The sequence below is a fragment of the Agrobacterium sp. YIC 4121 genome (genome assembly GCF_002008205.1).
GTDB classification, from domain to species: Bacteria; Pseudomonadota; Alphaproteobacteria; order Rhizobiales; family Rhizobiaceae; genus Agrobacterium; species Agrobacterium leguminum.
In genome coordinates this window covers 365,404-378,479 of the sequence record NZ_MRDI01000027.1, presented here as the reverse complement: position 1 = coordinate 378,479, position 13,076 = coordinate 365,404, and the positions used below count along the sequence as shown (strand labels likewise).

14 protein-coding genes are annotated in these 13,076 nt (G+C 60.7%); 9 read left to right on the top strand and 5 right to left on the bottom strand.

Annotated features, from left to right (window positions below; all coding sequences use genetic code 11):
• The first annotated feature begins 157 nt into the window (after window positions 1-157).
• The 9 genes from BTE54_RS23505 to recO all read left to right on the top strand — a co-directional run bounded on the left by BTE54_RS23505 (window position 158) and on the right by recO (window position 6,875).
• Complete coding sequence (locus BTE54_RS23505; protein WP_003496944.1) at window positions 158-304, top strand: hypothetical protein; 147 nt, start codon at window positions 158-160, stop codon at window positions 302-304.
• A gap of 432 nt (window positions 305-736) precedes the next feature.
• Complete coding sequence (locus BTE54_RS23500; RefSeq protein WP_078054123.1) at window positions 737-1,315, top strand: DUF2062 domain-containing protein; 579 nt, start codon at window positions 737-739, stop codon at window positions 1,313-1,315.
• The gene (acpS, locus tag BTE54_RS23495; RefSeq protein ID WP_065654137.1) at window positions 1,312-1,716 is read left to right on the top strand and encodes a holo-ACP synthase; all 405 of its coding nucleotides are present in this window, start codon (window positions 1,312-1,314) and stop codon (window positions 1,714-1,716) included. Before BTE54_RS23500 ends, acpS begins: the two co-directional genes overlap by 4 nt.
• Window positions 1,717-1,925: 209 nt before the next feature.
• A complete protein-coding gene (gene lepB, locus BTE54_RS23490) occupies window positions 1,926-2,672 on the top strand; it encodes a signal peptidase I (RefSeq protein ID WP_003496938.1) in 747 nt (248 codons plus the stop codon).
• Window positions 2,669-3,388: a ribonuclease III gene (gene rnc / locus BTE54_RS23485; RefSeq protein WP_078054122.1), complete on the top strand. Its 720-nt coding sequence runs from the start codon at window positions 2,669-2,671 to the stop codon at window positions 3,386-3,388. The genes lepB and rnc overlap by 4 nt, the downstream gene beginning before the upstream one ends.
• Window positions 3,389-3,465: 77 nt before the next feature.
• Complete coding sequence (era, locus tag BTE54_RS23480) at window positions 3,466-4,416, top strand: GTPase Era (RefSeq protein WP_173999755.1); 951 nt, start codon at window positions 3,466-3,468, stop codon at window positions 4,414-4,416.
• A gap of 343 nt (window positions 4,417-4,759) precedes the next feature.
• Window positions 4,760-5,512: a Crp/Fnr family transcriptional regulator gene (locus BTE54_RS23475; protein ID WP_065654134.1), complete on the top strand. Its 753-nt coding sequence runs from the start codon at window positions 4,760-4,762 to the stop codon at window positions 5,510-5,512.
• A 136-nt stretch (window positions 5,513-5,648) separates the two neighbouring features.
• Window positions 5,649-6,026, top strand: coding sequence for a response regulator (locus tag BTE54_RS23470; protein ID WP_065654133.1), 378 nt, complete (start codon window positions 5,649-5,651; stop codon window positions 6,024-6,026).
• Window positions 6,027-6,095: 69 nt separating this feature from the next.
• Window positions 6,096-6,875: a DNA repair protein RecO gene (recO, locus tag BTE54_RS23465; RefSeq protein ID WP_003521134.1), complete on the top strand. Its 780-nt coding sequence runs from the start codon at window positions 6,096-6,098 to the stop codon at window positions 6,873-6,875.
• Here the strand turns inward: recO and BTE54_RS23460 are convergent, their stop codons facing one another.
• From BTE54_RS23460 to BTE54_RS23440, 5 genes are all read right to left on the bottom strand, one after another.
• Complete coding sequence (locus tag BTE54_RS23460; protein WP_161987829.1) at window positions 6,876-8,090, bottom strand: MFS transporter; 1,215 nt, start codon at window positions 8,088-8,090, stop codon at window positions 6,876-6,878.
• Between the two features lie 152 nt (window positions 8,091-8,242).
• Entirely contained in the window at window positions 8,243-8,749 is a 507-nt protein-coding gene (locus BTE54_RS23455) for a hypothetical protein (protein ID WP_078054121.1), read from the bottom strand.
• A 73-nt stretch (window positions 8,750-8,822) separates the two neighbouring features.
• Window positions 8,823-9,665: an MOSC domain-containing protein gene (locus BTE54_RS23450; RefSeq protein ID WP_078054120.1), complete on the bottom strand. Its 843-nt coding sequence runs from the start codon at window positions 9,663-9,665 to the stop codon at window positions 8,823-8,825.
• 11 nt (window positions 9,666-9,676) lie between these two features.
• The gene (locus BTE54_RS23445) at window positions 9,677-10,321 is read right to left on the bottom strand and encodes an HD domain-containing protein (RefSeq protein ID WP_078054119.1); all 645 of its coding nucleotides are present in this window, start codon (window positions 10,319-10,321) and stop codon (window positions 9,677-9,679) included.
• The gene (locus BTE54_RS23440) at window positions 10,318-13,068 is read right to left on the bottom strand and encodes a DUF2339 domain-containing protein (RefSeq protein ID WP_198939216.1); all 2,751 of its coding nucleotides are present in this window, start codon (window positions 13,066-13,068) and stop codon (window positions 10,318-10,320) included. The genes BTE54_RS23445 and BTE54_RS23440 overlap by 4 nt, the downstream gene beginning before the upstream one ends.
• Window positions 13,069-13,076: the final 8 nt, after the last annotated feature.

The following is a 13,076-nucleotide window of genomic DNA, read 5'->3' as shown; positions in this document are numbered from 1 at the left end:
ATGCATTAAGCGCATGGCAGCGGCCTTTTCCTGTCTCTGGTGGTGGAGGCGGTTTGAGACTATTTTCATCTCAGAAATTGAAGAGAAGGAAACGCGGCGTGCCGGTGGATGAACACCGATGAGAAACGCCAGTTCCAAACCGAAAGGACCGAAAATCATGTTTACTCCGCTTCGCAAGATCGCCCGCGCCGTTCGTGGCAAGACCACCCAGGAACGCGAATTCGAATATCTCAGCGGCTCGGTATCGAATGTCGACCTGGAATTCCGCCAGCGCGAAATCGACCGCGGCCTGTTCCGCCGGTAATGCACTCAGCGCATGGCAGCCCATCGCCATGCGTATGAGACTCGGAGGGTGCGCGGCCGTTGTTGGCGCGCTCGCCCCTGTATCCTGCAAAACTATGTTCAAGCAGTTGTCCCAAACTGGTTGACAAATACGTCGCGAAAAATCCCGGTTCAGTCCCCTGTCACAATAGACGACACTAAATTGGGACTGATATCGAAGGCTCGATATTCACTTTATTCGTGACATCCCGCGTCCGTCATGCCGGACTTGATCCGGCATCCAGCCAGCCCAAGTCCTTGGGCTGGAAAGAGTCTTCTCGCCGCGCAGACGCACGTCGGCTGGATTCCGGCCCAAGGCCGGAATGACGGACGCGGAGAATACACCTGCAAAAGAAATCCCTGCGTCATCTATGATGCTCTTGGCGCGGCCCGGGCGATGAAATAGACTGCCGCCATGCCGTTTCGCCGCCGTGAACCCGTTGGTTTTTCAGAGAAGATTCGCGACCTCTTCTGGCCGCGTACGGGTTTTTCCCGTTCGTTGCGCTATATGAAGCTGCGCCTTCTGCGGCTTTCCGCCTCTCCGCATTCGGTTGCCGCCGGTGTCGCTCTCGGTGTCGGCGTGGCGTGGACGCCGTTTCTCGGCGTTCATATAATCATCGCCATGGCGCTCGGTTTTCTCATGCGCGTTAATCTCGTGGCGGCGGCGCTCGGCACCACCTTCGCCAATCCGCTGACATTTCCCTTCATCTGGGCATCCACCTGGGAACTGGGGCACTTCATCCTCGGCCGGCAGAAGACGGAAAGCGCTGCGCATGTGGATTTCGTGGCGCTGTTCAGCCATCTTGAGTTCCGGCAGATATGGACGCCGGTGCTGGAACCCATGACCATCGGCGCGCTGCTTCCTGCCGTTATCAGCGCAATCATCGCCTATATCGCCGTCTATGGTCTCATCAGCGGTTTCCAGCGCCGCAAGATGGAAAACCTCGCGCATCGCGCCGCCAACAAGAATGCTTCTCTGGAGATGTTGAAATGATCATTGGATTGGGTAGCGACCTGATCGATATTCGCCGCGTTGAAAAGTCGATCGAACGTTTCGGCGAGCGCTTCACCCATCGCTGTTTCACCGATATCGAGCGCGCGAAATCCGATGGCCGCAAGAACCGCGCCGCTTCCTATGCCAAGCGTTTCGCCGCCAAGGAAGCCTGTTCCAAGGCGCTGGGAACAGGCCTTGCGAACGGCGTTTTCTGGAAGGATATGGGCGTCGTCAATCTGCCGGGCGGCAAGCCGACCATGGTTTTGACCAATGGGGCAGGGGAAAGGCTGGCGGCGCTGCTGCCCGCCGGCCACCGCGCCAATATTCACCTGACGATCACGGACGATTTTCCTTACGCTCAGGCATTTGTGATTATCGAGGCGCTTCCCTTGAACGGGTAAGACCCGGTGAGGCCGCATTGGCGTCCTATTTGCGGACGTGTCACAGAAGCGCTTCCCTTCGGGCTGGAAAGGTTCTAGAGAAGTCGCAGAAATATGAAAGCGTTGCCGGCTGCGTAAAAACCGCTTGCCCGCCGCATATGCGATAAAACAACGGCCCGGCCGCCTTCGTGAAACCGAAGAAGCCGGGAAACAATCAGGCAGGTCTTTAAGTGTCGGAAAAAGCTGAAAAGAAGCAGAACGCCCTCTGGGAGAACGTCAAGGTCATCATTCAGGCGCTGCTGCTGGCCATGGTCATCCGCACCGTGCTGTTTCAGCCCTTCACGATCCCGTCCGGCTCGATGATGCCGACGCTTCTGGTTGGCGACTATCTGTTCGTCAACAAGTTCTCCTACGGCTATTCGAAATATTCGCTGCCTTTCTCGCCGAACCTGTTTTCGGGCCGCATTCTGGAATTCAGCAAGCCCAAGCGCGGCGATGTCGTGGTCTTCCGCCTGCCGCCCAATCCTGAAGTCGATTATATCAAGCGCCTCGTCGGCCTGCCGGGTGATCGCATCCAGGTGACGAACGGCGTGCTGTTCATCAACGGCCAGCCGGTTCCAAAGCAGCCCGACGGCACCTTCACATCAGATTATCGCGCCGATCCAGGCGCCAATGTACCTGTCTTCCGCGAAACGCTCGACAATGGCGTCACCTACGACACGCTCGACCAGTCGCCTGATTCGCGTGGCGACAACACCCGCGAATTCGTGGTGCCGGAAGGCCATTATTTCATGATGGGCGACAATCGCGACAATTCGCTCGACAGCCGTTTCGACGTTGGTTTCGTACCGGAAGAAAACCTGATCGGCCGCGCCAGCGTCATCTTCTTCTCGCTGGGCAATGACACGCCGTTCAGCCGCATTTGGGAATGGCCGGCCAACATGCGTTGGGACCGCCTCTTCAAGGTTGTGGAATGAGCAAGACCAAGCCGCTTTCGGCGGACGAGATTTCCCGTCTGGAAGCGTTGATCGGATATGAATTTAAGGAAAAGGCCCGGCTCGACCGGGCCTTGACCCATGCCAGTGCCCGCTCGGCGGCGGCCGGCAATTACGAGCGGCTGGAATTTCTAGGCGACCGTGTTCTCGGTCTCTGCGTTGCCGAATTGCTGTTCTCCACCTTCCGCAACGCCACCGAAGGCGAGCTTTCGGTGCGTCTGAACCAGCTCGTCAGCGCCGAATCCTGCGCCGCGATCGGTGACGAGATGGGCCTGCATAATTTCATTCGCACGGGCTCGGATGTGAAGAAACTGACCGGCAAGGCGATGCTGAACGTGCGCGCCGATGTCGTCGAAAGCCTGATCGCCACCATCTACCTGGATGGCGGGCTGGAAGCATCGCGCAAATTCATTCTGAAATACTGGCAGGGCCGCGCAACCAGCGTGGATGCCGGTCGGCGCGACGCCAAGACCGAGTTGCAGGAATGGGCGCATGCCAGATTTGCGGTGACGCCCTCTTACCGGGTTGACGATCGCTCGGGACCGGATCACGATCCCCGCTTTACGGTAACTGTCGAAATTCCCGGCGTGAAGCCGGAAACCGGTGTCGAGCGCTCCAAGCGCGCGGCCGAGCAGGTGGCGGCAACAAGATTGCTGGAACGCGAAGGCGTCTGGCAGAAGACCTCCACCCGGAACTGAGCGCCCGGCGAACCGGATGCTGAACATCGAGCGCATGACGGGCCCTTTGGCCGCATGTTGAATACCTCTGACCTTGAATGGATATCATGACCGATCACGAAAACCCCGCCACGACTGGCGAAGATGCAGCCCTTCCGACCCGCTCCGGCTTCGTGGCCCTCATCGGCCCCACAAATGCCGGCAAGTCGACGCTGGTGAACCGTCTGGTGGGCGCCAAGGTTTCGATCGTCAGCCACAAGGTGCAGACGACGCGCGCCGTGATGCGCGGCATCGCCATTCACGACAATGCCCAGATCGTTTTCATGGACACGCCCGGCATCTTCAAGCCGCGCCGCCGGCTGGACCGCGCCATGGTCACCTCCGCCTGGGGCGGCGCGAAGGATGCCGATCTCATCCTGCTGCTGATCGACAGCGAACGTGGCCTGAAGGGCGATGCGGAAACCATCCTCGAAGGTCTGAAGGATGTCCCGCAGAAGAAGATCCTCTGCCTCAACAAGATCGACCAGGTGAAGCGCGAAGACCTTCTGAAACTCGCCGCCGCCGCCAACGAGACGGTCGCCTTCGACCGTACCTTCATGATCTCGGCGACCAACGGTTCGGGCTGCGACGACCTGATGAACTATCTGGCCGCCGAACTGCCGGAAGGCCCGTGGTATTATCCGGAAGACCAGATTTCCGATCTGCCGATGCGCCAGCTCGCTGCCGAAATCACCCGCGAAAAACTGTTCCTGCGCCTGCATCAGGAGCTTCCTTACGCCTCGCATGTCGAGACCGAAAAGTGGGAAGAACGCAAGGACGGCTCCGTGCGCATCGAGCAGGTGATCTATGTCGAGCGCGACAGCCAGAAAAAGATTGCGCTCGGCAAGAACGGCGATGCGATCAAGGCCATCTCCACCGCCTCGCGCAAGGAGCTGTCGGAAATCCTAGAGCAGCCGGTGCATCTCTTCCTGTTCGTCAAGGTGCGCGAGAACTGGGGCGACGACCCCGAGCGCTTCCGTGAAATGGGACTGGAGTTCCCGCGGGGGTAACGCGCAGGCACGATATGCGCGGCGCGAAACCACACCCGCTTCCGTCATCCGGCCTTGAGCCGGAATCCAGCCAGCCCAAGTCCTTGGGCTGAAAAGAGGGCCTCTCGCCGCGCCGACGCGCGTCGACTGGATTCCGGCTCAAGGCCGGAATGACGGGCGGGAAATGTCGCGAACCAACGCGAACGTCGAGATTGCCCAAGCCCTTCGCTTTTGTGTGTTCGAGACGGGGCGCGACGCAATCGTGGAACGAACTGAATATCTTCACTCACCATCGGGAACCGAATACCTTCGGGCGGGTTGTTCCAAAACAATTGGGCGCAACCTTTTTCGATGATGGATATTCATGTCGCCAAAAAAACCGAACGGAATTTCCACCACCCCGTGCCAGCAATGTCCCCTGCGCGACCTGCCGCATTTCCGGGATTTTTCCTCTTCCGAACTGGATTTCGTCTCGCGTTTCAAGACGGGGGAACTTGCGGTGGAAAGCGGCTCCGTCATCCTGATGGAAGGCTCGCACAGCGCCCATCTTTACACCGTTCTGCAGGGCTGGGCTTTCCGTTACAAGACGCTTGAGGACGGCCGGCGGCAAATCCTCAACTATGTCATGCCCGGCGATCTCGTCGGTCTTCAGGGCACGGTGATGGGGGAAATGCAGCATTCGGTGGAGGCGCTTTCGCCGGTGACGCTCTGCGTCTTCGAGCGCTCCCGCCTCAACAATCTCTTCACCGATCACCCGACGCTTGCCTATGACCTCACCTGGATCGCGGCGAGCGAGGAACGCATGCTGGACAACCATCTCCTCAGTATCGGCCGCCGCACCGCGCTGGAACGCGCCGCCTATCTGATCGCGTTTCTTTATCGCAAGGCGAAAGCGGTCAACCTCATCCCCGGCGAAACACCGATCCCGGTCACCCAGCAACACGTTGCCGATACGCTCGGCCTGTCCATCGTTCACACCAACAAGACCTTGAGAAAGCTCGTCGATCGCGGTCTCATCCGCTGGACGGACAAGGGCTGTCTGGTGCTGGACGATGCCGGCTTGACCAACGTGGCGGGATGGGAAAGCGATGAAAAGCGGCAGAGGCCCTTCATCTGATCTTCCTTTGACATGTCTTTTTTAAATGACGGCGCAGCCGCAATTTGCGACTCCTGTCGTGTTATCTGACGGGAGAATCATGTCGGAGACCGCAGCTTCGAGCCGTGCGGTCCTCTTTTTGGGAAGAAGAAAACATATGGTGCCACAACGGGTTATCATCGTTGAGGATGAATATCTGGTGGCGCTCGATGTCGAAGCGGTTCTCCAGTCCATGGGGGTGGAATCCGTCGCCATCGCCACCACGCTTGCGCAGGCGAGGCAGGCTGTCGAAGAGAACGGCGCCGATTGCGTGCTTCTCGATGTCAGCCTCACCGACGGGAAGAGCTACGATTTCGCGCGCGGGCTGCGCGATGCGGGCATTCCCTTCGGTTTCGTCAGCGGTTATGGTGACACGACGGGTTTTCCGGAAGATCTCACGCACGCGCCGTTGCTCGGCAAACCCTTCGGGGAAAACGAAATTATCGATTTCGTTCTCAACCTCGTCGGCGTGGTTGACGGTGCCGTAAAAGAATAACGTTTTGCCGCCAGATCGGGTATGATCGGGCCTGAATCGAAATCCTGAATCGAAATTCGGACGCGTTTCATGCAGTGGCAGGAAGAGGCAATCATTCTCGGCGTCAAACGCCATGGCGAGACGAGTGTCATCGCCGAGGTGATGACCCCTTCGCGTGGCCGCCATCTGGGGCTGGTGCGTTCCGGCCGTTCCCGCAGCATGCAGCCTGTGCTACAGGCGGGCAACCGGGTGGATGTCATCTGGCGGGCGCGCCTTCACGATCATCTGGGTGAATTCCGCATCGAGCCGCTGCAATTGCGCGCCGCGCAGCTGATGGAAACGGCGACCGCCGTTTATGGCGTGCAGGCCATGGGCGCTCTGCTCAGGCTTCTGCCGGAGCGCGATCCGCACCCGCATCTCTATCAGGCGCTGGATATCATTCTCGACAATCTGCATGACCCCGTCGATGCCGGGGAATTGTTCGTGCGCTTCGAACTGGCGGTGCTGAACGAACTCGGTTTCGGGCTCGATCTCACCGAATGCGCGGCGACGGGGCTGCGCACCGACCTCATCTATGTATCGCCGAAAACGGGCAGGGCGGTTTGCCGCACGGCAGGTGCGCCCTATGCGGAGCGGATGCTGTCGCTTCCGGCTTTCTTGAGCGAAGGCCAGTCGAAGGCCGCCGATCCTGACAGCCTCGCGGCTGCTTTCCGCCTCACCGCTCATTTCCTCAACCGGCATGTCTACGATCCGCGTGGTCTCAACGAAAACGCCGCCCGCGACGGTTTCGTGCAGGCGGCGCTGAAGGCGCTTGAGCGTAGGGCGACGGAGGGCAGGGCGATGCCGCCCGCCCTCGATAAGGCCGTCTGACTAGGCCATTGCAGGCCTCGGAGCCGGTCGCTCCTGAATGGGCCAATGCACGATGGCCGCGAAAATCCCCATGCCGACGCCCAGCCACCAGACGAGATCATAAGAACCCAGCCTGTCGTAAAGGAAGCCGCCAAGCCAGACGCCGAGGAACGAGCCGATCTGGTGCGACAGGAACACGACGCCGCCGAGCATGCCGAGATGGCGCGTGCCGAACATGATCGCCACCAGCGCATTGGTCGGTGGCACGGTGGAAAGCCAGAGGATGCCCATGACAGCGGCAAAAATGATGACCGAAAGCGGCGATTGCGGCAGGAGCAGGAAAGCGGTGACGGCAACCGAGCGGGCGATATAGATATAGGCCAGCAGATAGGGTTTCGAATAACGCTGGGCGATGACGCCGGCGGCAAGCGATCCGATGATGTTGAAGAAGCCGATCAGCGCCATGGCGATGACGGCGTAGCGCGGTTCGATGCCGATATCGCCGAGATAGGCCGGGAAATGCGCGGTGATGAAGGCCACCTGAAAACCGCAGACGAAAAAGCCCGTGGTCAAAAGCAGGTAGCTTTTATGGCCGAGCGCTTCTTTCAGCGCTTCGCCCGCCGTCTGCTGGAACTGCGCCTGCGACTGGCTGCCGGAAGAGGAATTGCCACGCATTGGAAAAGCGAGCAGCGGCACGAGCATCATCATCGCGGCAAGCCAGACGAGGCTGTCCGACCAGCCATAGGTGGAAATCAGGCCCTGGCTGATCGGCGCGAACAGGAACATGCCTGCCGAACCCGCCGCGGTGCCGATGCCGAAGGCGAGCGAACGCTGCTGCGGCGTGACATGGCGCGCAAAGGCCGAAAGGATGACGCTGAAGGAGCCGGCGGCAATGCCGAGCCCGACGAGAACGCCGCCGCCGAAATGCAGCCAGAAGGGCGAGGTGCCGAAGGACATGCAGATGAGGCCGGCGGCATAAAGCAGGCCGGAAAGCACCAGCACGCGGCCAGTGCCGTATTTATCGGCGATGGCGCCGAAGAAGGGCTGGCCGAGCCCCCAGAAGAGGTTCTGCAGGGCCATGGCGAGACCGAAGGTGGAACGGTCCCAGCCGGTATCGGCGAGCATCGGCAGCTGGAAAAAGCCCATGGCGGAACGGGGGCCGAAGGTCATGACCGCGATCAGCGACCCGGCGGCGATAATCAGCCAGGGCATGGTCTGGCGTGTGGCTTGCGACATGAATATTCCCCCATCGCGGCGCCGCGTCCCAAAAAATAGGGACATGGCTTGCCGCAGATTCCGCTACGATGGGATGAATATTATCTTTTGTCAGCCGGTCCCACTAGCGACTTTTCTTGACGGCCACTATTCATGGGATTGATAAGACGCTGTCAGCGCATCTTGCCTATCAGAGCCTCGTTTTTGCCGAGAATATCCTCAACGCTCTGCTGCCGCTGCTGAATATCGCCCAGGAGCGAGTCTGATTTGTCTATCGACGAGCTCAGATTCTTCTGGATTTGAAGCCAATTTATCTTTGGCGTAAAGGAATTATCCGACCCGGCGGCAGGCGTGCTGGCAAATGTTTGCACCACGGTGTTGAGTGCCGCCAGCCCCTGTTTCACTTCCTCGATGGCTTGCGTTTGCTTAGCGACGGTCGTCGCCAGTTCAATATTGGCCTTCTGGCTATTGGTCAAAATCTCCAATCCGTCCCTATTGACCTTCATGCTGGTGATGAAGGGCAGAGCGGTAAAAACGGCGCCGACAAGAGCAAGCAGGAGCCCATGTGTTTTGCCAACGGAAAAGAAGCACAGAAGCAAACCCGACACGCACATCAATATGCCTATCGTTGCTACGACGGATATATGATTATTTGAAATGACATTGAAAAAATCGACCATGGAACATCTCCTGAAAATAAACCCATGATTGATTTTTGTTATTCGAAAATCAACTTAAAACTACGGCCTCCGACTAACGCCGCTTGATCGCCCAGCCTTCCGGCCTTTCCTCGATCACCTTCGCCACATCACCGACGGACAGCCTGCCTTCGCCCCGCGGCGTCACGTTCCAGCCGAACAGCGGGCCGGGCACGCGCCGGTCGCCGGACATGCGGATGCGGCCCATGGCTTTCATGGGGGAGGGCACATCGCGGGAGCCGGTCGTCTGGTCCTGCGTGGTCATGATGCAGCGGGCGCAGGGTTTGACGAGATCGAAGCGAATGCCGCCGATCTCGATGGCCGCCCAGCGGTCCTCGGCCCATGGCTCGTCCGTATCAAGCACGATATTGGGCCGGAAGCGTTCCATGCCGACCGCGTCCTCGCCATTGGCGCGCATATTGTCGTTCAGCGCGGCAAGCGAGGCGGTGGTGGTGACGAGGATCTGGTAACCGTCCGCAAAGGTGACGGGCGTTTCGTTGCCGGTCCATTCCAGGCTTGCAATGCGTTTCGAGGCGTCGTCGAAGAACACCAGCTTCACCTCGCGCTCCAGCCATGCCGAGAGCGCCTCGTTGGTCTCGCGATCGGCGATATTGGCGCTGACGATCGATTTCCACACCGCTACATCCATGCGCTCTCCGGAAGGTCTTGCGAGAACCTCGCCATTCGCTTCCCGCGAAAGCACCATGCCGCCATCCTTGTGCCGGGCCAGAACCGTGGCAATTGCCGGCAATTCGCGCTGGGTGATGAAATGGCCGTTGGGGTCGATGAGCATGGCGCGGCGGTCGCCCGGCAGGCCTTCTGCCGAAACAGTGCTTTCGGAGAGGGGAATGCCGCGCGCGCTTTTCAGAGGATAGATGTTTAGCTCGGTCACACGCATCTCGGGTCTCCTCAAATTTCGTCGAGAAACAGGTCCAGCACCTGTTTCAGCCGCTCATGGCGGGCCTTGGCCATCTGCCGGCCCGTCTCGGTGCGAAAGCCGTCGGCCAGCTTGAACAGCTTGGTTTCGAAATGGTCGATGGCAAAGGCGCGGTCGTCAAGCGGCCGCTCCTTCGCCAGCGGGTCGACCGGGTCGTAAAGAGCCGAACCCATTCGTCCGGCAATATAAAAGCAGCGCGCCGCCCCCACCATACCGATGGCGTCCAGCCGGTCGGCGTCCTGAAGGATTTTTGCCTCCAGCGTCTGCGGCTCGATATTGGCCGAAAAGCTGTGGGTGGTGATGGCATGGGCGGCGGCGTCGATTTCCTGCCTTTGCCAGCCGAGCGCCTCGAGAACACCTGCGGCTTTTTCCGCCGCGAGCCGTGAGGCCTGCGCGCGGAGCGGCGAGTTCTTCTCCACCGCCACGCAATCATGCAACAGCACGCTGGCGGCCAGCACGGTGCCATCGCCGCCTTCGCCCGCATGGATACGCATGGCGTTGCGGAAGACGCGGTGAATATGGGCAAGATCATGCGAGCCGTCGCCCGTACCGGCGGCGTGCGGTATCAAATCCTGCGCAAGCGCCGCATAGGGCGCGAAAGCCTCGGCCGCGATCATGCCTGCGGCTTCCGGGTGAGGATTTTCTGGTAGAACAGGCCGATGCCGATCAGCACCGCGCCGAGACCGATGAAGGACAGGGCCCTGAGCACACCTTCTAGATTGCTCATGTCGATCAGGAAGGCCTTGGCAACCGAGATCAGCACGAAGGCGGCCGATGCAAGACGCAGGCTGCGGGCATTGAAGCGTGAGCCGAGCACGAGAAGCAAGACGCCGATCAGCAACCAGACCACCGAATAGCTATAGGTCTCGCCCTGCAGGAAGCCCTTCCAGTCGGCAATGTTCTCGCCCTGCCAGAAACGGCGCACCGAAAGCGTGGCCCAGGCAAAGCCGAGTGCCGCACCTGCCACCGCCAGCATGCTGACATAGGGCGGCGGACGTTTTCCGCGCGCATAATAGGCCAGGCCGCCATAGGCGAGCGCCGGCAACAGGTAGCCGATCAGCAGCAGGTTGAGGAACGGAATGCTGCCGGTATTTTCGCCGGTGAAATAGGGGTTGAGCGTGAAGAAATGCATCGTCAGCACATTGATGACGGCAATCACGCCGGCAATCATCGAGCCGTAGCGGAAGACGGGGCTGGGGCTCTTCAGGTCCAGCGTCATCAAGACGCCCGAGAAGCCGATGGTCAGCAGCGTGTAGATCGACTGTTCGCCAAGCGTCGGCACGCTGTCATCCAGCGTGCCGCCATTCATCGCGTGGCGGATGAGGATGGCGACGGCGAGAAGGCCCATGACGCTGGCAATTGCCTGCAGGAAGTTCTTCGCCCTGACCCCCGGCCAGTCGCGCAGCAGCCATGCCGAAGCGACAGCCAGCAGTGCGGGAATGCTGTAACCCGGCAGAAGCGCGTTGAAGACCGGCGTGGTGCCGAGGTTCTGCGGCCCGACAATGGTGGGTTCCCAGGCGATGCGGCCGAGAACGGCAACGCTCGCCACGGCCATCACCCAGGGCAGCACATCCCAGTTGCGGTAACGTGTCGCGAGCACATAAACGAAACCGATGACGGAGAGCAGCACGGTCGTCGCAAGCCCCTCAGTCAGCGTGTGCAGGCAAAGCGTAAAGGCGGCGAAGGAGCCGAGCACGAGGATGTTCAGCGGCTTGCGATAGGCCTCGTTGTTCTGCCGGTGCAGCCACTCGGCGCCCGCGAGCAACACCAGCCCAAGGCCGAGGCCATAGGCGGCGTGCAGCCAGTCACGGCCGAGATTGCCGTATTCGACAAAGCTTGAGGTGGCGAGCCAGACGGGGAAAAGTGCTGCGATACCGGCCCAGAGCTGGGCGAAAGCCGCATCGTCAGCGCCTTTGCGTTTCAGGAAAGAGAAGGCGCAGAGCACGAAGACAGCCCCGAGGCCGAGCGCCATGGCGATTTCCGCCGTGTAGCCGACCGATACGGGCGGAAGGGACACGGACGTATCGTTGATAAGGCCGATGAAGTCGATGCCCTGCCGCGACATCAGCGACACGGCAGCCTGCGCACCGAGCGCTGCGATAATGGCGGGCCATACCGCATAGTGGCGGGCGGCGCCAAGGGCCGCAAGGGCGGCGATGAGCGCTGAAACGATGAGTGCCGGATGGGTGTCGATACCGCCATCGGCAAAGAGGAAACCGATGGCCGGCAGGATCACGGCCATCGACACGGTGAGATTGAGGGCGAGCGACGGGCGCAGCAGAAGGCGCATGCCGCGGATGGCGCGCCGCTCGGGAGCGGCGGTTTCGCCGGTCTCGGCAGGCTGCGTGTCGAATGTCTTGCCCGGCCAGAGGAATATGGTTCCCGCCAGCATGACGAGCAGGGCAAGCGTTGGCGGTTCGGCGCTGATCGTTTCGGAAAATCCGATATAGCCGAGCGCCCAGAGGCCGAGGCCGGCATTGGCGAGAGAGGGAACCACGGTCCAGCCCTGCCTGCGCGCCGCGGCCGCTGTTGCCAGCCAGGAGATGGTGAGGAACAGGAAGAGCGCCCAGATATTCGGCGTTTCGGTAGAAATCAGCGCTGGCGTCAGCATCGAACCGAGAAGGCCGAGACCGGCCAGCGCTTGCCCGTGCAGCAGCGAAAGCCCGATGGTGGCGAAGGCGACGAGCCCGAGCAGGCCAAAAGCCATGCCGGGGCCGATATAGCCGTAAATGCCATAGGCGGCGTAGACGACGCCGAACAGCGTCAAGGCGCCGGCCGCCGTCAGCACGCCCGGGATCATGGCGTTGGAATAGGTGGCGGCGATGCCCGGCACCGCCTTGCGGCGGACAGCCTCGCCGGCAACGCCGAGAACGAGGCCGAAAATGGCGGCGAGCGACAGCCTGACCGCCGGGCTGAGCAGCCCCGATTCGATCGAATATTTGACGAGGAAAATACCGCCGAGCGCCAGCGCCAGCCCGCCTGCCCAGACGGCCCAGCGCGCGCCGAGCAGGCTTTCGAAGCTTTCCTTCGTCGCCGGAGCGGATGCCGTATCGCTCGCAGGAGCGGAAGGTGCTTCCTCGCTGACGGGGTCTTCCGCCTGCGCGATGGCGGCGGCTTCCTGGGGTTCGGAGGCGTCTTCCGCAGTCGCCCTGCTTTTCTCTTCCGCCTCGAAATCCGGTTTTGCCGTGGTTTCCGCGCTCTCCGCCTGCGCCGCCGCAGGAGACGTCACGCCCGCAGCCATCAGCCGCTTGAGACTGAGAACTTCCCGTTCCAGCGACTTGATTCGACTTGAGTTGCGGATGCTCGCGACCAGCGTGTAGATGAAGGCCGCGACGAGGGCGAGGATAAACAGCGGGATTTCCAAACGGACTC

Excerpts from the sequence above, each read along its gene's own strand:
- recO (WP_003521134.1), top strand. The coding sequence starts at position 6,096 with ATGCAGTGGCAGGAAGAGGCAATCATTCTCGGCGTCAAACGCCATGGC.
- era (WP_173999755.1), top strand. The coding sequence starts at position 3,466 with ATGGATATCATGACCGATCACGAAAACCCCGCCACGACTGGCGAAGAT.
- acpS (WP_065654137.1), top strand. The coding sequence starts at position 1,312 with ATGATCATTGGATTGGGTAGCGACCTGATCGATATTCGCCGCGTTGAA.
- BTE54_RS23470 (WP_065654133.1), top strand. The coding sequence starts at position 5,649 with ATGGTGCCACAACGGGTTATCATCGTTGAGGATGAATATCTGGTGGCG.
- BTE54_RS23500 (WP_078054123.1), top strand. The coding sequence starts at position 737 with ATGCCGTTTCGCCGCCGTGAACCCGTTGGTTTTTCAGAGAAGATTCGC.
- BTE54_RS23460 (WP_161987829.1), bottom strand. The coding sequence starts at position 8,090 with ATGTCGCAAGCCACACGCCAGACCATGCCCTGGCTGATTATCGCCGCC.
- BTE54_RS23505 (WP_003496944.1), top strand. The coding sequence starts at position 158 with ATGTTTACTCCGCTTCGCAAGATCGCCCGCGCCGTTCGTGGCAAGACC.
- BTE54_RS23445 (WP_078054119.1), bottom strand. The coding sequence starts at position 10,321 with ATGATCGCGGCCGAGGCTTTCGCGCCCTATGCGGCGCTTGCGCAGGAT.
- BTE54_RS23475 (WP_065654134.1), top strand. The coding sequence starts at position 4,760 with ATGTCGCCAAAAAAACCGAACGGAATTTCCACCACCCCGTGCCAGCAA.
- BTE54_RS23450 (WP_078054120.1), bottom strand. The coding sequence starts at position 9,665 with ATGCGTGTGACCGAGCTAAACATCTATCCTCTGAAAAGCGCGCGCGGC.
- BTE54_RS23455 (WP_078054121.1), bottom strand. The coding sequence starts at position 8,749 with ATGGTCGATTTTTTCAATGTCATTTCAAATAATCATATATCCGTCGTA.
- rnc (WP_078054122.1), top strand. The coding sequence starts at position 2,669 with ATGAGCAAGACCAAGCCGCTTTCGGCGGACGAGATTTCCCGTCTGGAA.